Source organism: Sphingomonas sp. CCH21-G11 (assembly GCF_001555965.1).
GTDB lineage: Bacteria > Pseudomonadota > Alphaproteobacteria > Sphingomonadales > Sphingomonadaceae > Sphingomonas.
Window position 1 is genome coordinate 1 of the sequence record NZ_LSHX01000056.1, and the last position, 23175, is coordinate 23175.

At 62.6% G+C, this 23175-nt stretch carries 27 protein-coding genes; 13 read left to right on the forward strand and 14 right to left on the reverse strand.

Annotated elements, in window-relative coordinates:
• The 3 genes from AX676_RS16020 to AX676_RS16030 all read left to right on the forward strand — a co-directional run.
• On the forward strand, positions 1 to 897 hold an 897-nt coding region (locus AX676_RS16020; RefSeq protein WP_197417808.1), incomplete at its 5' end, for an efflux RND transporter permease subunit.
• A 110-nt stretch (positions 898 to 1007) separates the two neighbouring features.
• Positions 1008 to 1646 (forward strand): cation diffusion facilitator family transporter, encoded by a 639-nt coding sequence (locus AX676_RS16025; RefSeq protein ID WP_066481695.1) that lies wholly within the window; start codon positions 1008 to 1010, stop codon positions 1644 to 1646.
• Positions 1643 to 2626 carry a cation diffusion facilitator family transporter gene (locus AX676_RS16030; protein ID WP_082731424.1) on the forward strand — a complete coding sequence of 328 codons (984 nt, stop codon included), beginning with the start codon at positions 1643 to 1645 and terminating at the stop codon, positions 2624 to 2626. Before AX676_RS16025 ends, AX676_RS16030 begins: the two co-directional genes overlap by 4 nt.
• A gap of 277 nt (positions 2627 to 2903) precedes the next feature.
• On the opposite strand, the gene AX676_RS16035 is transcribed toward AX676_RS16030, so the two are convergent.
• The 3 genes from AX676_RS16035 to AX676_RS16045 form a co-directional block, all read right to left on the reverse strand.
• The gene (locus AX676_RS16035) at positions 2904 to 3413 is read right to left on the reverse strand and encodes a DUF305 domain-containing protein (RefSeq protein ID WP_066544444.1); all 510 of its coding nucleotides are present in this window, start codon (positions 3411 to 3413) and stop codon (positions 2904 to 2906) included.
• 88 nt (positions 3414 to 3501) lie between these two features.
• Positions 3502 to 3774: a metal-sensitive transcriptional regulator gene (locus tag AX676_RS16040; RefSeq protein WP_066544447.1), complete on the reverse strand. Its 273-nt coding sequence runs from the start codon at positions 3772 to 3774 to the stop codon at positions 3502 to 3504.
• 238 nt (positions 3775 to 4012) lie between these two features.
• The gene (locus AX676_RS16045) at positions 4013 to 4771 is read right to left on the reverse strand and encodes a MauE/DoxX family redox-associated membrane protein (protein ID WP_066544449.1); all 759 of its coding nucleotides are present in this window, start codon (positions 4769 to 4771) and stop codon (positions 4013 to 4015) included.
• 73 nt (positions 4772 to 4844) lie between these two features.
• On the opposite strand from AX676_RS16045, the gene AX676_RS16050 reads away from it, so the two are divergent.
• The 10 genes from AX676_RS16050 (at position 4845) to AX676_RS16095 (ending at position 12544) form a co-directional block, all read left to right on the forward strand.
• Entirely contained in the window at positions 4845 to 5237 is a 393-nt protein-coding gene (locus AX676_RS16050) for a MerR family transcriptional regulator (protein WP_066544451.1), read from the forward strand.
• Between the two features lie 58 nt (positions 5238 to 5295).
• Positions 5296 to 5556 carry a hypothetical protein gene (locus AX676_RS16055; protein ID WP_066544455.1) on the forward strand — a complete coding sequence of 87 codons (261 nt, stop codon included), beginning with the start codon at positions 5296 to 5298 and terminating at the stop codon, positions 5554 to 5556.
• Positions 5553 to 5990: a periplasmic heavy metal sensor gene (locus tag AX676_RS16060; protein WP_066544456.1), complete on the forward strand. Its 438-nt coding sequence runs from the start codon at positions 5553 to 5555 to the stop codon at positions 5988 to 5990. Before AX676_RS16055 ends, AX676_RS16060 begins: the two co-directional genes overlap by 4 nt.
• Positions 5987 to 6559, forward strand: coding sequence for an RNA polymerase sigma factor (locus AX676_RS16065; RefSeq protein WP_066544457.1), 573 nt, complete (start codon positions 5987 to 5989; stop codon positions 6557 to 6559). The genes AX676_RS16060 and AX676_RS16065 overlap by 4 nt, the downstream gene beginning before the upstream one ends.
• 6 nt (positions 6560 to 6565) lie before the next feature.
• The gene (locus tag AX676_RS16070; RefSeq protein ID WP_082731425.1) at positions 6566 to 8431 is read left to right on the forward strand and encodes a copper resistance system multicopper oxidase; all 1866 of its coding nucleotides are present in this window, start codon (positions 6566 to 6568) and stop codon (positions 8429 to 8431) included.
• Positions 8428 to 9546, forward strand: coding sequence for a copper resistance protein B (locus AX676_RS16075; protein ID WP_066544461.1), 1119 nt, complete (start codon positions 8428 to 8430; stop codon positions 9544 to 9546). The genes AX676_RS16070 and AX676_RS16075 overlap by 4 nt, the downstream gene beginning before the upstream one ends.
• Entirely contained in the window at positions 9521 to 9952 is a 432-nt protein-coding gene (gene copC / locus AX676_RS16080) for a copper homeostasis periplasmic binding protein CopC (protein WP_443026217.1), read from the forward strand. The genes AX676_RS16075 and copC overlap by 26 nt, the downstream gene beginning before the upstream one ends.
• Before the next feature lie 7 nt (positions 9953 to 9959).
• Complete coding sequence (locus AX676_RS16085) at positions 9960 to 10883, forward strand: CopD family protein (protein ID WP_066544466.1); 924 nt, start codon at positions 9960 to 9962, stop codon at positions 10881 to 10883.
• Positions 10884 to 10914: 31 nt separating this feature from the next.
• The gene (locus tag AX676_RS16090) at positions 10915 to 11442 is read left to right on the forward strand and encodes a YybH family protein (RefSeq protein ID WP_082731426.1); all 528 of its coding nucleotides are present in this window, start codon (positions 10915 to 10917) and stop codon (positions 11440 to 11442) included.
• Positions 11443 to 11650: 208 nt separating this feature from the next.
• Positions 11651 to 12544: a LysR family transcriptional regulator gene (locus AX676_RS16095; RefSeq protein ID WP_066544470.1), complete on the forward strand. Its 894-nt coding sequence runs from the start codon at positions 11651 to 11653 to the stop codon at positions 12542 to 12544.
• Here the strand turns inward: AX676_RS16095 and AX676_RS16100 are convergent.
• Genes AX676_RS16100 through trbB form a run of 11 tightly spaced genes read right to left on the reverse strand, consistent with a single transcriptional unit; the run spans position 12532 to position 22070 of the window.
• Positions 12532 to 12759, reverse strand: coding sequence for a DUF2274 domain-containing protein (locus AX676_RS16100; RefSeq protein ID WP_066544471.1), 228 nt, complete (start codon positions 12757 to 12759; stop codon positions 12532 to 12534). The genes AX676_RS16095 and AX676_RS16100 overlap by 13 nt on opposite strands.
• Positions 12756 to 13928, reverse strand: coding sequence for a TrbI/VirB10 family protein (locus AX676_RS16105; protein WP_066544473.1), 1173 nt, complete (start codon positions 13926 to 13928; stop codon positions 12756 to 12758). Before AX676_RS16105 ends, AX676_RS16100 begins: the two co-directional genes overlap by 4 nt.
• Positions 13925 to 14902, reverse strand: coding sequence for a P-type conjugative transfer protein TrbG (trbG, locus tag AX676_RS16110; RefSeq protein WP_066544475.1), 978 nt, complete (start codon positions 14900 to 14902; stop codon positions 13925 to 13927). The genes AX676_RS16105 and trbG overlap by 4 nt, the downstream gene beginning before the upstream one ends.
• Positions 14899 to 15582 carry a conjugal transfer protein TrbF gene (gene trbF / locus AX676_RS16115; RefSeq protein ID WP_066544482.1) on the reverse strand — a complete coding sequence of 228 codons (684 nt, stop codon included), beginning with the start codon at positions 15580 to 15582 and terminating at the stop codon, positions 14899 to 14901. Before trbF ends, trbG begins: the two co-directional genes overlap by 4 nt.
• A 5-nt stretch (positions 15583 to 15587) precedes the next feature.
• A complete protein-coding gene (gene trbL / locus AX676_RS16120; RefSeq protein WP_066479118.1) occupies positions 15588 to 16907 on the reverse strand; it encodes a P-type conjugative transfer protein TrbL in 1320 nt (439 codons plus the stop codon).
• A 1-nt stretch (position 16908) separates the two neighbouring features.
• Positions 16909 to 17349, reverse strand: coding sequence for a putative entry exclusion protein TrbK-alt (gene trbK-alt, locus AX676_RS18600; RefSeq protein ID WP_443026105.1), 441 nt, complete (start codon positions 17347 to 17349; stop codon positions 16909 to 16911).
• Positions 17240 to 17998 carry a P-type conjugative transfer protein TrbJ gene (gene trbJ, locus AX676_RS16130; protein ID WP_066479124.1) on the reverse strand — a complete coding sequence of 253 codons (759 nt, stop codon included), beginning with the start codon at positions 17996 to 17998 and terminating at the stop codon, positions 17240 to 17242. The genes trbK-alt and trbJ overlap by 110 nt, the downstream gene beginning before the upstream one ends.
• 5 nt (positions 17999 to 18003) lie before the next feature.
• Positions 18004 to 20466, reverse strand: a complete 2463-nt coding sequence (gene trbE / locus AX676_RS16135; RefSeq protein ID WP_066479125.1) for a conjugal transfer protein TrbE — start codon at positions 20464 to 20466, stop codon at positions 18004 to 18006.
• A gap of 4 nt (positions 20467 to 20470) precedes the next feature.
• Complete coding sequence (locus tag AX676_RS16140) at positions 20471 to 20746, reverse strand: VirB3 family type IV secretion system protein (RefSeq protein WP_124811159.1); 276 nt, start codon at positions 20744 to 20746, stop codon at positions 20471 to 20473.
• A gap of 11 nt (positions 20747 to 20757) precedes the next feature.
• A complete protein-coding gene (locus AX676_RS16145; RefSeq protein ID WP_443026067.1) occupies positions 20758 to 21087 on the reverse strand; it encodes a TrbC/VirB2 family protein in 330 nt (109 codons plus the stop codon).
• Positions 21087 to 22070, reverse strand: a complete 984-nt coding sequence (gene trbB, locus AX676_RS16150) for a P-type conjugative transfer ATPase TrbB (RefSeq protein WP_066479131.1) — start codon at positions 22068 to 22070, stop codon at positions 21087 to 21089. Before trbB ends, AX676_RS16145 begins: the two co-directional genes overlap by 1 nt.
• Positions 22071 to 23175: the final 1105 nt, after the last annotated feature.

Sequence of the window (23175 nt, forward strand, 5' to 3'; positions counted from 1 at the left end):
CGGCGGTTCGATGTCGTTGTGCGCCTCGATGCTGCCACCCGCGACGACTTCGACCAGCTTGGTGCGCTTCCGATCGTGCTTGAAAACGGTGTGTCCATACCCCTGCGCACGCTCGCCGATTTCCGGGTGGTCGATGGTCTGGCAGAAGTGCGCCGTGAACAAGGGCGTCGGCTCGTGATTGTATCGGCCAATGTCCGCGAACGCGATCTGGGCTCCTTCGTCGAGGAAGCGCAGGAGGGTGTGGCGGCGCAGGTCGACATGCCTCCTGCTTCTTTCATCGAATGGGGCGGCCAGTATCAGAACCTGCAAGCGGCGCAGGCGCGGCTCGCTATCGTCGTGCCGGTCTGCTTCGCTTTGGTGCTGCTGCTCCTGTTCATGGCGCTCGGCGGATGGGTTCCGGCTCTGGCGGTGTTCAGCGCCATTCCCATGGCTCTGGCAGGCGGGGTCTTTGCTCTGGCCTTGCGGGGGCTGCCCTTCTCGGTTTCGGCGGCGGTGGGCTTCATCGCCCTTTCCGGCGTGGCGGTGCTCAACGGACTGGTGATGATGACGGCCATCCGACAGCGCCTCGACAAGGGCATGGCACTTGAGGAAGCGATCATTGACGGTGCGCTGGCGCGCATCCGTCCGGTGCTGATGACTGCGCTGGTGGCATCGCTTGGCTTCGTGCCGATGGCGATCGCGACCGGGACCGGGGCCGAAGTGCAGCGGCCGCTGGCGACCGTGGTCATCGGCGGCCTCATCACCGCAACGATTCTCACGCTTTTCGTTCTGCCGGCGATCGCCAAGCTTGTGCTGGGCGATTCCGACGACAAGCGCAGCTGGAGGCAAAAGTGGCGCGAACGCTTGCGCCGCAATGCCACGGAAGAGGAACAGGGCGAACTCGGTGAGGTTACCTAGGGGAGGTCCGGCGCCAGCGCGATGTGGAATGGTAAACCACAATTCCTTCGCGCTGGCGGCCATCCCGTCTGGTCAGATCAGGAAAGTTGGGGGACAAAGGAGAGATTGAGATGAGCGGCGAAGGTGAACTGAAGCTCGACACAGCCGAAAAGCGGCGCACCCTGTGGATTGTGCTGTGGCTTAACGTCGCCATCGCTGTCGGCTTCTTCATTACCGGCATCGCGGGCGATTCCAACGCGCTGCTCGCTAACGGGCTGGATAATTCATCGGACGCGGTGGTCTATGCGCTGAGCCTGCTGGCCCTGTTCCGTTCGCGAACCTGGAAGCGCGGCGCGGCACGCTTTTCCGGTATTATGCTGCTCGTTTTTGCAGGCGGCGTCATCGCCGACGCCATCCGGCGCTTTGTTGAAGGATCAGAGCCAGCTGGCATCATGATGATGGCGATGGCAGCGGTGGCGGCTGTCGTGAACCTGATTTGCCTCAGAATGCTTCAGAAAATGAGCGACAAGGACGTCAACCTGCGCGCGGCGACGACCTTCAGCTTTAACGATTTCATTTCGAATGGCGGCATCATCATCGCCGCTATTATTGTGATGATCACCGGGGCGAATTGGCCCGATCTTGTGGTCGGCATCGCTGTCGCTGGGATTGCGCTCTACGGTGGCATCGACATCCTGCGGGACACCCACATGGACGTTCATGATGAGGATGGCACAGAGCATGAGAAGGGGGATCAGTTCAAGCTATGAGCGAGGATCACGAACATTGCGGTTCTGTGGACGAAGGCCGGCGGCATGCGGGCCATCATCACGGCGGTCATCATGGTCACAGCCATGGCGAAAAAAACCTGAGCGATCGCCACCTATTGGTGGCGGTGGCGATCAACGTCCTGCTTACTCTGGCACAGATCATCGGCGGGATTGTCTCAGGCTCCCTGGCACTCATTGCCGATGCTCTGCATAATTTCAGTGATGCTGCCTCGCTTTTTCTTGCTTGGTTCGCCCGCGGGATCGGCAGGCGCCCGGCTGATAAGCTCATGACCTTTGGTTATGCTCAGGGTGAGGTCGTTGCAGCGCTTATCAACCTTACTACGTTGCTTATCATCGGGTTCTACCTGATCGTCGAGGCTATCAACCGCTTCGCCGACCCGCAGCCTGTGGAAGGCTGGACGGTCATTGCCGTCGCCGGCATCGCGCTGGTGATTGATCTGATAACGGCGCTGATTGTTTATCGCGGTACACGTGACAGTATCAATATGAAGGCCGCATTCCTGCACAATGTGTCCGATGCGCTCGCATCGGTCGGCGTGATCGTGGCCGGGGTCCTGATCATCCTTTATGACCTCTATGTCGCGGATCTTATCATCACTTTGATCATCGCGGCATATGTCATATGGCAGGGCGTCACGCTGCTTCCACGAACGGTGCGCCTGCTGATGGGCGCGGTGCCCGATGAGGTGGAGTTCGATGAGATCGGTGAGGCTCTGCGGTCACACAAGGGCATCGATGCCCTGCATCATCTTCATATCTGGAACATCGGCGAACATCGCCGCGCGCTTGAGGCGCACGTCGTCCCTAGCGATGCCTCTTTGCATAGTTTCGAACCGGTCAAACGCACCGCTCGCACAATGCTGGCGGCCCGGTTCGGGATAGAGCATGCAACTTTTGAAGCTTGCCTTGGCGTAGATTGTGACGACCATCTCGTGGCTCACCACCCACGGGAGGCTTAAAAAAGTGGGGATACCCGCGTTGGAATGACCGCGGGTGCCGCTTTCCTCTCTTTTGTGCCCATGCGTCTTAATCAAGACACTCCAACGCCATTTAAACTGAAAGTGTTGAATCTGCTGAAAATATTCTCCATGGCTTTAGCCAAGAGCTTTGGGGATTAGGTTAACCGACGGCGCGACAATACGAAGCATTGGCGATCGGCATTTCGAAGCCGGCGCTGTCGACAAGCCGAATCCACGTGCGGAGCAGCCTTAGTCGGACAGTTATTGCCGTTTGCCATCAATTCGCCGTTTCCGTGCTTTGCACTGGCACAGCCGGTAAAATGGGGGCACCCGACTCAACTGGCTCCGCCTCAAGATCAGCGATCAGCCGCTTCATTTCCGAAATTTCTCTGACCTGCGCCTTGATGATGTCATCCGCCAAAGCACGAACGCGGGGATCGCGGATATGCGCGCGCTCGCTGGTCATGATCGCGATCGAGTGATGTGGGATCATCGCGCGCATATAGCTCACGTCATCGACCGTCTCCTGACTGCGGACGAGATAGAGCGAGCCTGCAAAAACAAGCAGTGATGCCCCGACAATTGTCAGCTTCTTGGATGTCCCATCATACATTTTCCACATGAAGCCGAGCATGATGATCGCCATGATCGCGCCCATATATACGGCCATCCAGGTGCGCGTCTGACTGTAGAAGATATGATCGAGTGCGTATGTGTTCAGATACATCAGGCCGAACATCACAACAGTCGAGGTCGCTATCATCGCGAGAAAGCGAGTGTAGGTCATTGCGTTTCTCCCATCGGCGCTGGCGACATCCGCAGTGTCGCCACCATGCGGTAAGCGGTTGTGGTTTTGGCTTCGGTTTGGGCTGGGGTCATCGTTTGACCTTTTCGAACAAGTCGATCAGTTCGTTGAACTTCACGCGTTGTTCGGCGGCATCGCCCGATGCAATCGCCTCGGAAACGCAGGACGCTGCGTGATCTTTCAGAATTTCATTCTCTGCCTTTGAGAGGGCAGCTTTAACGGCCTGCACCTGATGCAAGACATCGATGCAATAGCGGTCGTTTGCGATCATTTGCGAAACGCCGCGGACCTGCCCCTCAATCCGTTTTAGGCGGTTCAGAATGTCAATTTTGCTTTTGCTCACGACTCAATGTCTCACTCAGATAGGTAAGGGGGGTATGGTTTCTAAATTCGCGGTGAAAGGCAACGCGCCAGTGTAGTCCCCCTACCGAGTGAATTTTATCTCGGGGTTTTGCCATTTCTGATGCTGGCTATCTAACATCCCTCTTAAATGACCGCAGGGGTTGCAGGTTGTGGGTGGTTGAGAAATGAATGGATCGGACGAGCTTGTGCTCGGGTCCGCGTATTTTCACGAAGGAGTTTCAGCTATGCGGCATGAATGCTATCGACGACATCCATAGGGCCATTGCGATCATCATAAGGTTTTCCGTAAGGGAGACAAAACCGAGCGGCACATTACTGTCACCGCCGACGCAGGCGCATTTGAGTTCGCGCCGCTCGATATAGACCGCCTTGAACACCGAGATTGCACCGATCGTGCCGATGAACAGCGCCACCGGTATTGAAAGCCAATGCAATTGGCCCGAAACCATCAGCACACCAGCCAGGCCCTCGGCGAAGGGATAGATGGTCGCATAAGGCACCCAGCGCTTCGCCAGCAGATCGTAATTGAGGAACATCGTTGCGAACTTGTCGACATTCTGGAGCTTGAGCAGCGCCAGCACGCACATGCTGAACGCGATAAACCACTCCGCCACGCGAACGCTCAGAGCCGTGCCATCGACCGCGATGCCAGCTGCCATCGCCATCGCTGCGGTTATGGCGAAGAGCGCGATTATCGGGCGGTAGCTGGTCGCATTGGGATCGGGGACCTTGATTCCGAAGAAGCGCCGCAGGTCGTCATGCCCACCAATCCGCTCACCATCGATGAAGGTCTGGGGTGTGGTTGCAACGCCGTGTTCAGCCTTGAACGCATCGGTTTGTTCGCGCGTGGTGAGGTGCTGATCATCCACTTTATAGCCGCGCGTTTCGAGCAGGTGCTTGGATTTAAGGCCATAGGGGCAGGTGTGATTGGGCATGACCATGCGGTGGAGCACGGCGGTTTTTATGGGCTTGGGCATTGGTGATTTCCTTTGAATCGCTACAATGCAGCCCATATAGGTTCCGTACCATGGTACGGGATCAAGGGTAAAAATGAAAATTGGTGAACTTGCCCGCGCAGGCGGGGTCAACGTCGAGACGATCCGCTATTATCAGCGGCGCGGATTGCTGGCGCAGCCTGCGCGGCATGAGGGGCCACGCCGCTACACGCGCAGCGATCTTGGCCGTTTGCAATCGATCCGCTCGGCGCAGACCGCCGGGTTCACGCTTGACGAGATTGCTACGCTGCTCGCTCTGGATGCTGGCGACCGGACAGCTGCGCAGGATCTGGCGCGCGTTCGGATCGCGGCGCTTGATGCCAAAATCGCCACGTTGCAAACCATGCGGGGAGCCCTCGTGAGGCTCGCCAATGACTGCGCGTCCGACCAATCCGGACCCTGTCCCATCATCGATGCTTTCAGCTTTGAGCAGGAAAACGCAGGATAGTAGGAGGCAACATGAGGGGTTTTTGCAGCGCCTGCGTATGTAACCTCGAAGGAGCTGCATGATGGACCTTGACGAGAACCTCGCACGACTGGCCAGACTTCCGGTGCCGGATCTTTCCGGTATTGATGGCGGGAGGCTGGCGCTACGCGCGCAAGGCGAGGTCAGGCAGACGCGGGCTGTGCTCGGACTAGGGCTCGTGGTGTCGCTCGGGATGGGTGTCGTGAGCGGGCTTCAGGTTCCGGCGCGCGCGGAAGTGCCCCTTGCAGCCTTCGGACCGTCGGCCTCGCTTACTCCTCTGATTGCATTGGGCCAGGAATGAATCTTCGTCGAATCGCCCTGGCAGCGGCGCTGATCATTGCGCTTGCGCTGGTCGGGGTATGGCTCGGACGCATGCTTCAACCTGCGCCGCAGCATGGTGGGGCTGAACTGCACGCCCTGATCCATGGCGAGCTCGAACTCGACCCAGCTCAGGAACAGGAATTGACTGCGTTGGAGCGCCAGTTTGCTGCGCGGCGCGAGGCCCTCGAAGACCGGCTCCGGCGCAGCAATGCACTGCTCGGCGACGCCATCGCCGCCGAACATGAATTTGGTCCCCGCGTTTCCGCAGCCGTGGACGACACGCATGATGCGATGGGGGATCTCCAGAAGGCAACGCTCGAACATGTTTTTGCGATGCGGGCCATTCTCCGCCCCGATCAACAGGCGCGGTTCGATGCGGTGGTCAGTAAGAGCCTCGCTGCTCAGCCGCAGTGACCCCTGACAATCTGGATGCGGCGCTCATACGCGGAGCACGGGCTGGCGATAGCGGCGCGCAACGTGCGCTGGTCGAACGCTACCGTGAGACCGTATACCGTCTTGCGCGAACAGCAACGGGCGATTCCGAGGAAGCCTTCGACATTGCGCAGGAAGCGTTCGTCGCCGCGTTTGGCGCGCTGAGCCGCTACGACCCCGAGCGATCGTTCAAGGCCTGGATCAGCGCCATCACGCTCAATAAATGCCGCGACTGGGCTCGTCGTCGCGCCGTCAGGCGGTTCATCGGCCTGCCGATGCCAGAACAGGCCGCAGACTGGATTGCCGATGATGCGCCTTCAGCGGAAACACTTGCCGCTGACCGTGCTGAGCTCGCCGCGGCCGCCCGCGCGATCGCCAAGCTACCGGCCAGCCTGAAAGACGTTTTGATCCTGTGCACGATCGAGGATCTGAGTCAGCAGGAGACCGCAATGACGCTGGGCATTAGCCTCAAGGCGGTCGAGACGCGGCTTTACCGTGCGCGTCAAAAATTGATGGTTATTTTGAGGGGTGACACCGACCCGCGCGTATAGAGGTGTATGAACAGTCCTCACCTTACTCGACGTCACCTCATAGCCGCGCTCGGCGCGGGATCCGCCTTCGCTGCCATGCCGGCCTGGGCGCAGGGTCACAGCGTCCACCGCAGTGGCAGCCATGGGCGCGGCGGCCCGCGTATCCCAGCGGGCTTTGGCGAGCTATCAGGCGATGTCATCGACCTGACCGTCGGCAGCGGCCATCGTATTGTCGAAGGCCGCCGCGGCCCAGGTATCGCGGTGAACGGCAGTGTGCCCGGACCGCTGATCCGGCTGCGCGAAGGGCAGAATGTCCGCCTCAATGTCACCAATAACCTGGAGACCGACACATCGGTCCACTGGCACGGCTTCCTGTTGCCGTTTCACATGGATGGGGTGCCCGGCATCAGCTTTCCCGGTATCAAACCGGGCCAGACCTTCACCTATGAATTCCCCATCCGCCAGTCGGGGACCTATTGGTATCACAGCCATTCGGGTCTGCAGGAGCAATCGGGCCATTACGGCCCGATGATCATTGATCCCGCCGGTGCAGAACCGGTGCAGTTTGATCGCGATTACATCCTGCTGTTGAGCGATTTCACCGTGCTTGACCCGCATTTCATCATGAGCCGGCTGCGCACGGGCGAGGCCTATTTCAACCGGCAGGTCAGCACCTGGACCGATCAATATCCGATGTCGGGTGAAGAGCGGCGGATGTGGGCCGAAATGCGGATGATGCCGACCGACATCATGGATATCGGCGCGCCGACCTACACCTTCCTTGCCAACGGACGCGGTCCCACCGAGGGGATGGAATATCTGTTCCGCGCCGGAGAACGCGTGCGGCTGCGCATCATCAATGGATCGGCGCAGAGCTTCTTCAATGTTCGCATCCCTGGCCTGCCAATGACGGTCATCGCTGCCGATGGCCAGAACGTGCGGCCGGTCGAGGTTGATGAGTTCCAGATCGGCACTGCCGAGATCTACGACGTGATCGTTACGCCGGGCAGAGACGAAGCCTATGCCATCGTGGCTGAGTCCATGGATCGTTCCGGCATGGCGTTGGCGATGCTGGCGAGTCGGCCTGGTGCGCGCGCTACGGTTCCGGCCTTGCGCGATCCGCCGCTGCTGACGATGGGCGACATGGGCATGAACCACGGCTCTGATGGCATGGATCACACTATGATGGATCATGGCGGCGGCGCCGCAGATGCTACGGCGGGCGAGATGGATCACGCAGCCATGGGCCATGGCGATCCGGCCGCGACTGCTGACGCCGCCGATGGTGCGATAGCGGGCATGGCGATGGACGGCATGAGCATGGACGGCATGATGATGCGCGACACCACGCTGCTACCGCCTGACGTTGCGATCGGTCCGGGGATCGACATGGTGTCGATGGCACCGACCGACAAAATGGGCGATCCCGGCCTCGGCCTGCGCGATATGCCGCACCGGGTGCTCAACTATCGGATGCTCACCGCGCTTGAGCCCAATCGGGACACGCGCGAGCCATCGCGATTGCTCGAACTGCACCTCACCGGCAACATGGAACGCTACATGTGGTCGTTCGACGGGCGGATGTATTCGGCCGTCAGCGATGTGCCGATCCGCTTTGCCTGGAACGAGCGGGTGCGGGTGAAGCTCATCAACAACACGATGATGGCGCACCCCATCCATCTTCACGGCATGTTCTTCGAACTGGTCAACGGGGAAAGCGCTGCGCATCAGCCGCGCAAGAACGTCGTGATCGTGCAGCCCGGCGCCAGCGCGCAATTTGATCTCACCGCCAACGAGCCCGGCGACTGGGCATTCCACTGCCACCTGATGTATCACATGCATGGCGGAATGATGCAGACGGTGACCGTGGTCGGTCCGGGCGGCGGGGCATGAGCGTGCGCCCGATCCTGTCAGCGGCCCTGCTCGGGAGCGCATTGATCTCCGTTCCAGCCTTCGCGCAGCATCAAGGGCATGCAGTGCCTGCGCCAGCGCCAGAGCCGACACCTGCTCAAGCGCCCGTCGATCCCCATGCCGGGCACGGCATGCCGGCGGCGCCGACCACGCCCGCGCCTGATCCTGCCGATCCGCACGCGGGGCACGTCATGCCTGAACAGCCTGCGACCGCTGAGCCAATCGACCCTCACGCAGGCCATGACATGACGGGTGAGGCGGCTGCACCTGCCGATCCGATGACTGGCATGGACCACAGCACCATGGATCATGGCGCGATGGACGACGCAGCGTCGGCATCGCCTGGACCTGGCATGGAAACCCCGCCGCCACCTGAGGCCGGAAGCGGTCCACCGCGCGCTGCGGATGCGATTTGGGGCGCCGACGCGATGCGGGCCTCGCGCGAGGATTTGCAACGCACCCATGGCGATTTCCCGGTCTTCTGGTTTCAGGGCGATCGTTTCGAAACGCAGGTGCGTGACGGTCGCGAGGGCTATCTGTGGGATCTTCAGGGCTACTATGGTGGCCCGACGAGCCGGCTCTGGTTCAAGAGCGAAGGTGAAGGCACATTTGGCGAACCGATTGAACAAGCCGAGGTTCAGGCACTCTACGCGCGTGCTATTGCGCCCTTTTGGGATCTGCAAGCGGGCGTGCGGCAAGACCTCGGTGGACCTGACACCACGCATGCAGTGATCGGCGTGCAAGGGCTTTCGCCCTATCAGTTCGAAGTCGACGGCGCCTTATTCCTGTCGCAGCGCGGCGATCTGACCGCGCGGATTGAGGGCGAGGTCGACCAGCGGATCACGCAGCGTCTGATCTTGCAACCGCGCGCCGAGGTGAACTTGTCGGCGCAGGACATTCCGCGCCTCGGCATCGGTTCAGGGATCGACTCGGTCGAGGTCGGCGTGCGGCTGCGCTACGAATTCATCCGCGAGTTTGCCCCCTATATCGGCATCGAACAAAGCTGGCGCCTCGGCGGCAGCGCCGATTATGCCCGCGCGCGCGGCGAGGATTCCAGCGTTACCAACTATCTTGTCGGCATCCGTTTCTGGTTTTGAAGCAAAGGAATACCCCATGAAATTCGCATCTCTCCTCGCCGCAATTGCCATGATCGCTGCGCCGCTTGCGGCCCCGTCGATCGCGCTCGCCCATACGCGCGTCGTCGCCTCGACTCCTGCTGAGGGCGCAACCGTTGCGCGCCCGCGGGCGGTGACCCTCACATTCAGCGAAGCCTTGTTGCCGCCGACCGCCGCCGCCAGCATCGTCATGACCGCGATGCCCGGGATGGCGAACCACGGCGAGATGGTGATCCGCAATTTCACGACGGCCTGGAGCAATGGCAACAAGACCATGACGCTCACCCTACGACAGCCGCTGCGCGCCGGAACCTATGAGGTGCGCTGGCAGGCCGCGGGAGCCGATGGGCATCGCATGAACGGCACCGTCAACTTCATCGTCAGCTGACAACAGCGTGGGGGGGCTGGCCGAACCGGGGTTGCGATTTGCGCATTATGGCGCGCTGCTTTGCCTGTTCGGTTGGACGGCGTTCCGGTCGCTGAAGCTGCGCCACCTCGAGTGGGTGTCGCAGGATGAGGGCAGGGCTGCTTTGACCCTCGTCGCCGTTTCTGCGCCGCTGTCGTCAATCGCGCTGATGCTGGTGTCGATTGCAGCAATGATGGGCGCGCCGATTGCTTCGCTCGACTGGCCGATGATCGAGGCGATGATCATCGGCACCGAAATGGGCATGGCTTTTCTGATACGCCTTGCGCTGCTGATCGCCGGCCTTTGCGCGATACTTGCAAGCCGAGCAGGAAGGGAAGCCACGCTGATTGCGGCCATGTGCTTCGCTGGCGCATTGCTGACGCTTGGCTGGAGCGGCCATGCGGCTGCGACTGAAGCCGGATTGGGCCTGTTCCACCGCTTGAACAATGGCGTCCATCTGTTGGCGACCAGCCTGTGGCTGAGCGCAATATGTTGGTTCCTCATGCTTACGGTCAAAGCCCACCGGCAGCCCGATCTCATCCCTGCCTTGCCGCTGCTTCGCGTGATGCACGGGTTCGCGCCGCTAGGCGTCGGCCTGGTCGCTGCAGCTGCACTGACGGGCGTGATCAACGCGCAGTTGATCTTTGGACTGGAGAACAGCGTGGCGGTTTTGGCCACGCCTTATGGCATCTTGCTGATCGCCAAGGTCCTGTTGGTTGGCACCATGCTGGCGTTCGGCGCGCACAACGCCGCGATCGGACGCAGCGAGGTTTTCGACCAACGCCGCGAGAATGCGGTGCCCTTTAACGCATTGTCGCGCCTTCGCAAAAGCCTGGCAGGCGAGCTGCTGCTGGCCGGCGGTGTGATAGGTCTGGTTGCGGTGCTGGGCACGATGTCGCCAATGATGATGTAAATGCAAACGGGACACAGGAAGGAACAGGGTCATGTTCAAGGGTGAAGTGGGAGAATTGGCTGGGCGCCGCGCGGCGCGTCTCGCTGCTATGGTAGCGATCGGGCTAAGTCTGACGGCTGCGCATCCCGGGGCGCACGATGCGCCGCGAATCCCGGTCTCGGGAGCGCCGAGCGCCACTATCGACGCGGCAACACCGGTCGGAACTGTGATGGCCTTCCACGCTGCACTTGCCAGCGGCGATACGGACGCGGCGCTGATGCATCTCGCTGAAGACGTCGTCATTTTCGAATCTGGCGGCGTTGAAAACAGCCGCGCCGAATATGCCAGCCATCATCTGGAAGCCGATGCTGCCTTCAGCGCCGCAGTGCCGCGAACAATGGTCAGCCGCACGCATGGTATGCAAGGCGATATGGCCTGGGTCATGAGTGTCGAAACGGTAACCGGAACGTACCGCACGCGTGCGATCAACAGCCGATCGGTCGAGACGATGATGCTCCGGCAAGTGAATGGGCAATGGCGGATCGTACACATTCACTGGTCGTCGGCCGATATATCCTGAACTGACCTTCGTTTCACATCGGGCAGGAAATCTGAGGTCTCGAGCGAGATGACCCATAGTGAATGAATGGGTGCGGAGAGCACGAATACGTGCTTGTAGCGGCAGCAATCTTGCCCGCTGGTTATTGAAGACATTGGAAAAATTTGGGTGATCCTGATTATTGGTGATAATACGGCCGGGGAGAAGATGATAAAGGTCGCAAAGGCTTATGATCGAAGTGCGTCAGCTCAGATTTGCTGTTGCGACAGCCGATGCCCAGAATTTCTCACGCGCCGCCGAAGCATTGCGGATCAAGCAATCGACCTTGAGCAGACGCATAGCAGCCTTGGAAGCCCGCCTCGGGATCAAGCTCTTTGAACGCAGCACGCGCGGTGCGATACCGACCGAACAGGGCAAGGCATTCCTGAGCGTTGCCCGGCGCATCCTCACCGATATCGACAATCTTCAGACGACAGCCCGCGCCGTCAGCTATGGCGAGGAAGGTAGGATCGCGGTCGGCTTTTCTGCATCCCTGATGGCCGGCAATATGCGCGCGACGATTGGCGAATATATGCGGCGTCACCCCGACATTCAGTTTGACGGGATCGAAGCCGATCCCGAGCAGATGCTCAGCGATCTGAAGGCCCGGATCATAGACGTCGCGCTAATGCCGTCGGATGCGCATGACGCTGGCATCTCGCGGCGCTCGGCATGGTCGGAGCGATTGCTAGTCGCCTTGCCGAAAGACCATCAGCTGGCCAAGTCAGACCGGCTTCACTGGAGTGATTTTCGCCGACAGGTCTTTGTATTGCCCAGCCAAGGTGTGGGCACTGCGATGGCCCGAATTCTGCAACGGCGCTTATCGGATCAGGGCTATCGTGCGAACTTGATTATGCAAGACACGAGTCTGGAAAGTGTTTTGAGCACGGTCCCGTTCGGGCGATACATCACGCTGGCCACTGAAGCGTCGATCGGTGTGCATTGGCCAGAACTGACCTTCGCGGAAATTATCGATCAAGGCGGTGCTGCGCGCCTCGATTATGCTTTCTACTGGCGCGAGGATAACGAAAACCCTGCGCTGAAGCGCTTCTTCGAACTGATCAGCGAACGCTACCCGGCCTGACCCGACCGCCGCAATTTGGCGAAGGACCGGTCGGTCGCGATGAAGCGCTCGATCATCGGCGGGATCAGTCGTTCGGGTGAGGGAACATCTTTGGTATCGCCGCCGTTGATCGCCAAGCCATAGGCGAGCAGTTCGCGGTGGAGGCGCGACGAGAGCTCGATGGTGACCTTCACCGGCTTTTCATCGGCAAGATCGGCCAGTTTCAATCGGGTCACGATCCGCCTCCCAATATCAGATCACGGGTCACCAGCACGCGCACCGGAAAACCCGGACGGATGGTCAGGGTCGGTCGGACATCAAGCTCGCGGCTGACCACCTGTTCGCCCGCGCGGCCGATGCTGTCTTGCGAGCCGCGCCGCAGCGCGCGGGTGAGATTATCGTCATTGCCAGCACCAAGTTCGCCGCCAACACCCAGCAAGGTCGAGACCAGTGCCGCGCGCAGAACGCCGCCCCAATGGAAGTCCACGCCGTCTTGCAGCCCGGCAAAGCCGGATGGGTCCCCGCCGGGTTGGCGTTCCAGCACAATCGACCGGCCATCGGGCAAGATCAGGCGGCTCCATGCGAGTTGGACCCGGCGCTGGCCGAAGGACACGTCGGCATTATAGTCGCCGATCAGTCGCGATCCCTGGGGGATGAGCAGGATGCGGCCGGTGACGCTGTCATAGACAGGTTCGGTGACCTGCGCGGTGACCTGACCCGGAAGATCGGAGCGGATCCCAGTGATGAGGGCAGCAGGAATGATGCTGCCAGCCTGCAAGACATGGGTGCCCGCCGGTGGCTCGATCCGGCTCGCTGATACCGTCCGGCGCTCGGCGGGGCGGTCGGCAAAGGCGGGACGCTGAGCCTCTGCTGCAAGCTGCGGCGCCGGCGGTCCACCGCTGGAATCGGCAACTTCCGATCCGTTACCGACAGCAGCTGCCCCCGCACCGCCACCAAAGAACAGGCGGCTTTCGCGAGCGGCGCTGCGTTCCTGCACAAGCCGCTGGCGTTCCGTCTCGGCTGCCGTTTGCGCGGGCGTTGGTGCAGGGCCAGTGGGCGGCGCAGCGCCGATCGGCGGAAGCGCGGCAACATCGCCGCGCTGTTGTGCCGCCAGGATCGGCGCGCCAAGATCACCGGGCAGGGGCGGGCCCAGCTTGGGGACATCACCATAGTCGCGGGGGGCATCGGCCAATGCATCGGGCCGCGCCGCGCCTTCGGTGTTGAGCAGCTCCTCGCGCTCGGCCTGGCTTGCGGGCTGCAGGGCATAGATCAGCGCACCGCCTACGAGGGCAAAGCCGCAGGCCGAAGCAATACCGATGGCCTTGCGCGACAGCCGCATAACGCGCGGTGGATCGCCGCGCAGCTTGACCGCCTCTTCTGGCGTTTGAGCAGCTTCGTCGCTCATGACGGCGTCCTCCGGCGTTCCTTGCGGATCTCGACGCGCTGCTGCGAACGGCGGTCGCCAAGGCGCAGTTCGGCGCGCTCGAGCAGCCGGTCGACGATCATGAAGCGGCCTGACACGCGGTAGTTGAGGAGCTCGGCCTGATTGCCTTCGCCAAGCCCGAACAGCGGCGGCATCTGACCTTGCGCAACGCTTTCGGGAAATTCGATAAAGGTCTGCCGCCCGTCATCGAACACGCGCACCGGTCGCCACGAGGGCCTATCGCCAGAGAGGCGGTAGGCAAAATTGAGCGCCTCGACCGGAATATTGGCAGCAATTGGTGCCGCGCGCGCCTCGGCTTCCTGCGCCTGCTGCAAGGCGATCAGCTCGTCTTGGGGATAGGTCCAGGAGACCGACGCCATGTAGATCGACGGATTGGCGCGCAGCTCGATATGATAGGTGCGCCGGTCGGTGTTGATGACGAGGTTTGTGGTAATGTCGGAGCGGACCGGCTTGACCAGAATGTGGACCCGCGCAGTGGCCCCGCGCCCGCTCACGGTGTCGCCGATCAGCCAGCGCACGGTATCACCGGCAGCGACAGGTCCGGCGCCAACGAGCTGCTCGCCTTCCTGCAGCGTAATGTCGGTCACCTGTCCCGGCGCGGCATAGACCTGATAGAGCGCGCCGGGCGCCCAGGCATAGTTCTGGATCGCGTTGATGAACTGCTCGCCCTCGGGCTGCACGCGCGCGGCGGCGTTTGCCGCTCCCACCCGATCGCGCGGTCCAGATTGCTGGGCGGATGGCTGGGAGCGGCGCGCGGCGGGGGAGGGGGCTCGCCGCGGTTCGGATTGCGTCTGCATTGTCGCAGTGGTCCCCGCATCGGCGACCACTGGCGCCGGTTCTGATGCCACCACTTGGGCTGAAGCCGGACAGGCGGTTGTTCCAAGCAGGGCGGGCAGGAGGGTCACCGCAAGGCGACCGGGAATGGGCGAGATCATGAGCCAAGTTCCTTTGACCAGTTGATGGCATTGACGAAAATGCCGAGCGGGTTCTTGCGCAGGGCATCGGGGGTGCGCGGGGTTTGGACGGTGATCGTCAGGATCGCGGTCCAGCGACTGGTCTCGGCAAGGCTCCCATCGCGGTAGCGGCGTTCGACCCAGGCAACGCGGAAGCTGGTCGGCGAGGCGCGGATGACGCTGGTGACATCGATCCCGACCTGTTCGCGGCCAATTAGCGCGAAGGGATCATTGGTCCGCGCATAGTCGTTGAGCACGAGCGCGCCGCGGTCGGTGACAAAGTCATAGGCGCGCAGCCAGTTCTGGCGAACGATGATCGGATCGTCGGGAATGCTGCGCACCTGCTCGATAAACCGCGCGAGGTGGAATGCGATCTGCGGGTCGCTCGGGTCGAAGTCGCTGACCGCAGGGGCGACGGCCTGGGCTTCGCCGAGCTTGTCGACCTGCACCACCCAGGGAATGATCGAGCCTTGCGAACCCTGCCAGACGATCCCGGCGGTGAGGCAGGCGGACAGGCCGAGCGCGCCGAAAAAGGCATAGCGCCAGCTGCGCGCCTGGACCCGTGCCGAGCCGATGCGCTCGTCCCAGACCTGGGCCGCGCGTTGGTAGGGCGTTTCGGGCTCGGGGGTCTTGCCGTAGCGGATCGAGGGTCGTCGGAACATGTGTGTCAGTCCTTTTCTGAGGTGTCGACTGAGGCGCCGCCGCCATGGCTGTCGCCCGATTTGAGCGTGTGCGCGGCGATGCTCGCGCCGTGGGAAATCGTTTGCCGGTCCTTCATCGCCTTGGCCCATGCGGGCTGGCCCTGATCAGCAGCTGCAGACGGCGATGACGGCGGCGTATTGGGACCGGGCGCTATGCTGCCGCCTGTTTTGGTGATGGCGTCGCGGCTGCCTTCGCGGAACGATTGCTTCACGCCGTCACCAGCCTTCCTCAGCGGCGATGTCGCGGCGCTGGCGGCATATTCGCCGACGGCACGCGCGCCGCCTGCCACTGCTGCGCCGCCCGACTTGCCGGCTGAGCCGAGGGCGTAAGCCATGGTTGCGCCGCCTGCGGCCCGCGACGTCCCTTGCGCGACATTGGAGGCAGCACTGGCCACTGCGCCGCCCGCCAGTTTTGCTCCGGCGACGGCACTTGCGGCAGCGCCGCCAGCGAGCAGCGCGGTGCCGGCTGCGGCGCCTGCGCCAAGCTGCGGTCCGCCCGACACGATGCCATTGGCGATCCCGGGACCGAAGATGCCGAGGCCGAGCAGCGCCAGGCTCGCCAGCACGATCGACAGCGCGTCTTCAATCGTGGGTTCGCCCGCAATCGCGGTTGTGAACTCGGAAAAGATCGTCGAGCCGATGCCGACGATCACCGCGAGCACCAGCACCTTGATGCCTGACGAGACGACATGGCCAAGCACGCGCTCGGCCATGAAGGCGGTCTTGCCGAACAGGCCGAACGGGATCAGCACGAAGCCGCAGAGCGTTGCCAGCTTGAACTCGATTAGGGTGATGAACAGTTGGATCGACAGAATGAAGAAGGCGATGATGACGATCGCCCAAGCGACAAGCAGGATCACGATCTGCAGGAAATTCTCGAAGAAGCTGACAAAGCCGAGGAGGTCGGAGATCGATTCCAGCAAGGGATAGGCGGCATCGAGCCCGACCTGCGCGACCCTGCCCGGCTGCAGCAGTTCGGCCGCTGTAAACCCGGTGCCACTGGCCTTGAGGCCAAGCCCGGCAAAGCTTTCGAAGACGATGCGGGCGAGGCTGTTCCAGTTGCCGATGATGTAGGCGAAGATGCCGACAAAGAGCGTCTTCTTGACCAGGCGGGCAAGAATGTCGTCCTGCTCGCCCCATGACCAGAACAGCGCTGCCAGCGTGACGTCGATGACGATCAGCGTGGTCGCGATGAAGGCGACCTCGCCGCCCAGCAGACCGAACCCGCTGTCGATGTAGCGCGAGAAGATGTCGAGGAAGCGGTCGACGACGCCGGTGCCACCCATGTCAGCGATCCCCCGGCATATCGAAGGCTGGATCACCGCTGTTGTCAGCCACAGGGGGCACGTCCGCCGCATCACGCTCGGTTTGCCCCAGGAACCGGCGGCGTTCCGCTGCCCAGGCTGCGGTGCAGATATCGACCGATGCCGCCTCAAGGCCCAGTCTTGAGCAATAGCCAAGGGTGGTCTTTGCACCGTCTCCGGAACCATCCGCCGCAGCTATCGCAGAGCTAGGCGGCGGTGCAGGCTCTTCGCGCAATTCGAGCGCGGCCATGGTGATGGCAATGGCGACGAAGGCGCCGGCCCCAATCCGCGCAAAGAGCTTGCTGTCCATCGCCTCAGTTCCCGAACAGCCGGGCATTGCCCGGGACGTAAGGCCGGCGATCGCCAAGGAAACGGCGAAGCTGCTCGCGGGCCTGCGCCTTGGCAGCCGCTTGCGCTGCCGCATCGAGCGATTGCGCCCGCGCGAGCGAGGCGACCGTGGCGGTGAGGTCGGCGAGTTGCTGTGCCTGCACGGCCAGCAGCTGATTGCCAGCCTGGGCGGCCTGAAGCGCGCCGGTTGCCGACTGGCTTGAGCCAACGAGGCTGTCGATGGCGCCGCGCGTGCCGTCGATATTGCCAACCACGCCGGCCTGAACCCGCAAGGCATCCTCGAACGCGCCGACGCTGTTCTGCCACCGGGCTTCGGCGCCCTGGACCAGCATGCGCTGCGGCCCCGTCATCGCGCCCGCGCGATAGTTGTTCTGGAACTCGCGTTCGATCTGACGGACGTCGTAAGCCACGCGCTGCGCCTGCCCGAGCAAGGCCTGCGTCTGCCGGATCTGCGCCTGCAGCGGTTCGAGCACGGTCAGTGGCAGCGATTGCAGGTTGCGCGCTTCGTTGACGAGCGAGGTCGCCTGGTTCTGAAGCTGCCGGATCTGGTTGTTGATCTGCTCAAGCGTGCGCGCAGCGGTCAGGATGTTCTGGGCATAGTTGCGCGGGTCGAACACCACGCCGCCGATCTGGGCGCTGGCAGCGGTCGGCAGCATGGCGCCGACGCTGACCGAAAGGACTGCGGCACCGGCAGCAAGCGTCGAGACGAGTTTGCGGGCTTTCATGGGCACTACTCCTGGGATGGGTCCGAGCGCGGACCGGGCTGGGGAAGGGGAGACGGAGCGGGCAGCAGCTCGGCTGCCCAGGCAAGACCGCGATGGCGCAGCCAGCGCGCCGCAAAGTCAGCGCTGCCGTGCGCGCCCGTGATCGCATCGATGGCGAGCTGGTCAGTCTTTGATGATGTGGCGGTGAAGGCGAGCGCGACTTCGCCGAGGCCAAGTTCGAACAATCGGTTACCGCGCGCCGACTGACAGTAATAATCGCGTTTGGGCGTAGCCCGCGCGATGATCTCGATCTGCCGGTCATTGAGGCCGAAGCGGCGATAGATCGCCAATATCTGCGGTTCGACCGCGCGTTCGTTGGGGAGGAAGATGCGGGTGGGGCAGCTTTCGATGATCGCAGGCGCAATCGCGCTGGTCTCGATGTCGGCGAGGCTTTGCGTTGCGAAAACCACGCTCGCATTCTTCTTGCGCAGCGTCTTGAGCCATTCGCGCAGTTGTGCGGCAAAGGCCGGGCTGTCGAGGACAAGCCAGCCCTCGTCGATGATGATCATGGTTGGCGAGCCATCGAGCCGGCCTTCGATGCGGTGGAACAGATAGGACAGCACGGCAGGGGCTGCGGCCGAGCCCGTCAGTCCTTCGGTCTCGAAGGCCTGAAAGCTAGCCTCGCCCAGATGTTCGCACTCGGCATCAAGCAGCCGCCCGAACGGCCCGCCGATGCAATAGGGTGCCAGCGCCTGCTTCAAGGCCTGCGACTGGAGGAGCACAGCGAGCCCGGTGAGCGTGCGCTCGGCCATGGGTGCGGTGGCGAGCGAGGTCAGCGCCGACCAGAGATGCTCCTTGGTTGCTGGATCAACCGTTACGCCTTCAGCAGTGAGGATCGCCTGGAGCCATTCGGCCGCCCAATTGCGCTCCGCCGGTACGTCGATCCGCGCCAGCGGTTGCAACAGCACCGCGCCAGCGCTGTCGTCCGAAAGGCTCGTTCCTAAATCCTGCCAGTCCCCACCGCAGGCCAGCGCCGCTGCCCGGATCGATCCGCCGAAGTCGAAGGCAAAGACCTGGGCTTGGGTATACCGCTGAAACTGCAGCGCCATCAGCGCCAGCAGCACCGACTTGCCCGCCCCCGTTGGCCCGACGATCAGCGTATGGCCGACATCGCCGACATGGAGAGAGAACCGGAACGGGGTCGAACCTTCGGTCCGCGCATAGAATAAGGGGGCGGCTTTGAAGTGATCGTCCCGTTCCGGCCCGGCCCACACGGCAGACAGGGGGATCATGTGGGCAAGGTTCAATGTGGAGATCGGGGGTGTCCGGACATTGGCGTAGACATGGCCGGGAAGCGATCCGAGCCATGCTTCGACCGCGTTCATGCCTTCGACGATCACGGTAAAGTCGCGGCCCTGGATGACCTTCTCGACCAGACGCAGCTTCTCCGCAGCCAGCGCAGGATCCTCGTCCCACACCGTCACCGTCGCGGTGACATAGGCCTGGCCGACAAAATCCGATCCGAGCTCCTGCAGCGCGGCATCGGCATCGGCGGCCTTGTTCGAGGCGTCGCTGTCGAGCAGCGTCGAAGCCTCGTTGGTCATCACCTCCTTGAGGATGCTTGCGACCGATTTGCGCTTGGCGAACCACTGCCGCCGGATTTTGGCGGTCAGCTTGGTGGCATCGGTCTTGTCGAGCATCACGGCGCGGGTCGACCAGCGATACGCGAAGGCGAGCCGGTTGAGTTCGTCGAGCAGACCCGGGAAGGTGCTGCTGGGAAAGCCGACCACGGTCAGCGTGCGCAGATGCGCGCGGCCAAGCCGCGGTTCGAGGCCGCCGGTCAGCGGCTCATCGGCTAGCAGCGCGTCGAGATGCATCGGGGCTTCGGGAACGCGGACACGGTGACTGCGGGTGGAAACGCAGATGTGCAGATAGGTCAGCGTCTCGCCGTCGTCGAGCCATGCCACCTCGGGCACAAAGCCATCGATCAGACGCAGCAGGCGCTCGGTGCGGTCGATGAAGAGGTCGAGCAGTTCTTTGGGATTGATGCCCTTTTCGGCCTTGCCCTCGTAGAGCCAGCTTTCGGCGCGGGCGGCGTCTTCGGCGGGCGGCATCCACAGGAGGGTCAGGAAATAGCGGCTTTCGAAATGGGCGCCTTCTTCGGCAAACTGCGCGGCGCGCTCGCGCTCGACCAGCGCCGAGGCCGGATCGGGAAAGTCGCTGTCGGGGTAATCCAGCGCCGGGCGGCGCACCGCCTCAACGAAGATCGCCCAGCCTGAACCCAGTCGCCGCAGCGCGCTGTTCAGGCGCGCGGTCGTCGCAATCAGCTCGGCGGGCGTCGCGCTGTCGAGATCGGGACCGCGAAAGCGGGCCGAGCGCTGGAAGCTGCCGTCCTTGTTGAGCACCACGCCGGGTGCGACCAGCGCTGCCCAGGGCAGGAAGTCAGCAAGCCGGTCGGCCTTGTTGCGATATTCGCGAAGCGAAAGCATGGGCTTAGACCCTCAGGAAAGTGGGGAAGCGCAGATGCCGCCGCGCGACATCGACAAATTGCGGATCGCGCCGCGCCGCCCAGACGGAGACCATGTGGCCCAGCGCGAAGATCACCACCCCGGCGATCCACAGCCGGAGGCCAAGCCCGATCGCGGCCGCCAGCGTCGCATTGGCGATCGCCAGCCCGCGCGGCGCGCCGCCAAGCAGGATATGCTCGGTCAGCGCGCGGTGAACCGGAACGACAAAGCCCGGCACAGCTTCGGGCGCCGCGGTCTCCATCAGACCCCCCATCACACCAAGGCCCCGCCGCCGAACGAGAAGAACGACAGGAAGAAGGAGGAGGCGGCAAACGCGATCGACAGGCCGAACACGATCTGGATCATCCGCCGCGCGCCGCCCGAGGTGTCGCCGAACGCGAGCGCGAGCCCGGTGGCGATGATGATCATCACCGCAACGATCTTGGCGACCGGTCCCTGGATGGATTCGAGGATCGACTGGAGCGGCGCCTCCCACGGCATCGATGAGCCCGCCGCATGGGCAGGGTTGGCGATCGCAAGAGCAACGAAGCCGCCGAGCATGGCAGCGGAGAGGCGGGCACGGGCGCGCGATAGGGTCTGGATCACGATGAAACTCCTGTGGCTGGGGGTGTGATGGGGCGGAGGGTGTAGTCGCCATGGGCATCGAGCCCAGTGACCTCGGCGAGTTCGGTAAGGCGCCGTCCGGTCCCGTCGCGGACCAAGACGGCGATCACATCAATGGTCTCGGCGATCAGCGCGCGCGGCACGGTGACCACGCTTTCCTGAATGAGCTGCTCCATGCGCCGCAGGACCCCAAGCGCCGTTCCCGCGTGGATCGTGCCGACGCCGCCGGGATGGCCGGTGCCCCAAGCCTTCAAGAGGTCGAGCGCTTCCGCCCCGCGCACCTCGCCGATCGGGATGCGGTCGGGCCGTAGGCGCAGGGCCGAGCGGACCAGGTCGGAGAGCGTGGCAACGCCGTCCTTGGTGCGCAGCGACACGAGGTTGGGCGCTGCGCATTGCAGCTCGCGCGTATCCTCGATCAAAACGACACGGTCATCGGTCTTGGCAACTTCGGCCAGGAGCGCGTTGGTGAGGGTGGTCTTTCCGGTCGACGTGCCGCCAGCGACCAGGATGTTCTTGCGGTCCGCAACGGCGCGAACCAGCGCCTCAGCCTGCCATGCAGACATGATCTTCGCTGCAACATAATCATCGAGCGTGAACACCGCGACAGCGGGCTTGCGGATCGCGAAGCTCGGCGCAGCGACCACTGGCGGGAGCAGACCTTCGAAGCGCTCGCCCGTATCGGGAAGCTCGGCCGACACGCGCGGCGCCCTGGCATGAACCTCGGCTCCGACATGATGCGCCACCAAACGTATAATCCGCTCGCCATCGGCAGCGCACATCCCGCTCCCCGTATCGGCGATCCCGGCCCCGAGCCGATCGATCCACAGCCGCCCATCGGGATTGAGCATGACCTCGATGACCGAGGCATCTTCAAGCCAGGCGGCAATCTCCGGCCCGAGCGCGGTGCGCAGCATGCGCGCTCCGCGCGACGATGCCTGCGACTGGATGGGGATGACGCTCATGAATTGCCTCGTATCGGCGAGGCAACCGATCATCGGCTGCGCTCGTGAGGCAGATCAAAGAGACATTGGAATGCTTAGACGCAATAGCTTGTTGCAGTCATGGTAGCCTAGCGAAAAGGCAGAAATCGTGGCGCAGATGGATGATGCCCCCTACGCCTCGGCTGCGTCTATCGCATCGATCGCGACGCCCGTGCGAGCAAGGATTTTGCCGACTGGAGCTGCTCTACCAGGCATGGCCACTAGCGTGCTCAGATTCATCGACCGGAGTATCGTCGAACGGTTTTGAACGGCGATGTTCGCCTCAAGCAACTTTTCCTTGTGGGCACCGCTAACATCTAGGTCGCTCTATAACTCAGATAATTGAACGACGTTGTTATTTGCATAGGCGGCGTTCAAAGAACGGGTTTCGCTGAGCCAGGCAATCGCTTCGGCGGAGAAGGCGATCCGGTTCGATCGGACCAAATCAGGAGGGTTCTGAGACGAGAGACGCGTTGCCCGGCTACGTCTATCTATCAGACACTTACGCTCCTTCTGCTTCGGCTCGGCTTGAAGCCCCGGCACATTTCTGCGCCCTCTTGGCTTCGACACCCGTCGGTCACAATGAGCCAAGCTGAAGACAGGAATCGTTGGTTCATATCGCGGCGCTCACGCGCTAGAACCTACGAGAAATTGAAACTGGATGGCGGGCACGGCGGAATCGTGGTCAAGGCACTCGGTACGCGTACCTCCGATCACCTTCTCAGCGATGTGGAGCGACACGATGTTCTCGCGTCGACCACCGCCTCGAAATACAGCTTCGGAATCCCGTTCCTGCGAAGCCCGCGACATATCTCGTTGATCGCCGCCTTCGACACGCTGCGCGCGCCCCCCCACCTCGCCGAGATTCCATCACCGCGTAGCCAAGCTGGAAAGTCGGCACGCCCTCGATCGGCTCATTCAGTGCCAAGAGCGCGACTGCGGTGACATCGCCGTCTTCAACCAGCGCATAGGAATATCTCGGTGCGCCGGCCGGCTGATCGACATGCACGAAGATGCCAGGGATGGAAGTCTGCTGGCTGAACGCGAATCTCCCGTTGTGCGATCGCCCTGCGGAATTCGAGCAGCG

Coding starts and splice junctions, on each gene's coding strand:
- trbL (WP_066479118.1), bottom strand. CDS start 16,907: ATGGGTGGCACCGGCGTCGTCGACCGCTTCCTCGACATCTTCTCGCGC.
- AX676_RS16140 (WP_124811159.1), bottom strand. CDS start 20,746: ATGGAGACCGCGGCGCCCGAAGCTGTGCCGGGCTTTGTCGTTCCGGTT.
- AX676_RS16050 (WP_066544451.1), top strand. CDS start 4,845: ATGAAAATTGGTGAACTTGCCCGCGCAGGCGGGGTCAACGTCGAGACG.
- trbF (WP_066544482.1), bottom strand. CDS start 15,582: ATGTTCCGACGACCCTCGATCCGCTACGGCAAGACCCCCGAGCCCGAA.
- AX676_RS16075 (WP_066544461.1), top strand. CDS start 8,428: ATGAGCGTGCGCCCGATCCTGTCAGCGGCCCTGCTCGGGAGCGCATTG.
- trbG (WP_066544475.1), bottom strand. CDS start 14,902: ATGATCTCGCCCATTCCCGGTCGCCTTGCGGTGACCCTCCTGCCCGCC.
- AX676_RS16055 (WP_066544455.1), top strand. CDS start 5,296: ATGATGGACCTTGACGAGAACCTCGCACGACTGGCCAGACTTCCGGTG.
- trbE (WP_066479125.1), bottom strand. CDS start 20,466: ATGCTTTCGCTTCGCGAATATCGCAACAAGGCCGACCGGCTTGCTGAC.
- AX676_RS16090 (WP_082731426.1), top strand. CDS start 10,915: ATGTTCAAGGGTGAAGTGGGAGAATTGGCTGGGCGCCGCGCGGCGCGT.
- AX676_RS16035 (WP_066544444.1), bottom strand. CDS start 3,413: ATGACCTACACTCGCTTTCTCGCGATGATAGCGACCTCGACTGTTGTG.
- AX676_RS16060 (WP_066544456.1), top strand. CDS start 5,553: ATGAATCTTCGTCGAATCGCCCTGGCAGCGGCGCTGATCATTGCGCTT.
- AX676_RS16105 (WP_066544473.1), bottom strand. CDS start 13,928: ATGAGCGACGAAGCTGCTCAAACGCCAGAAGAGGCGGTCAAGCTGCGC.
- AX676_RS16070 (WP_082731425.1), top strand. CDS start 6,566: ATGAACAGTCCTCACCTTACTCGACGTCACCTCATAGCCGCGCTCGGC.
- AX676_RS16045 (WP_066544449.1), bottom strand. CDS start 4,771: ATGCCCAAGCCCATAAAAACCGCCGTGCTCCACCGCATGGTCATGCCC.
- trbB (WP_066479131.1), bottom strand. CDS start 22,070: ATGAGCGTCATCCCCATCCAGTCGCAGGCATCGTCGCGCGGAGCGCGC.
- trbJ (WP_066479124.1), bottom strand. CDS start 17,998: ATGAAAGCCCGCAAACTCGTCTCGACGCTTGCTGCCGGTGCCGCAGTC.
- trbK-alt (WP_443026105.1), bottom strand. CDS start 17,349: ATGCGGCAGCGCAAGCGGCTGCCAAGGCGCAGGCCCGCGAGCAGCTTC.
- AX676_RS16025 (WP_066481695.1), top strand. CDS start 1,008: ATGAGCGGCGAAGGTGAACTGAAGCTCGACACAGCCGAAAAGCGGCGC.
- AX676_RS16095 (WP_066544470.1), top strand. CDS start 11,651: ATGATCGAAGTGCGTCAGCTCAGATTTGCTGTTGCGACAGCCGATGCC.
- AX676_RS16030 (WP_082731424.1), top strand. CDS start 1,643: ATGAGCGAGGATCACGAACATTGCGGTTCTGTGGACGAAGGCCGGCGG.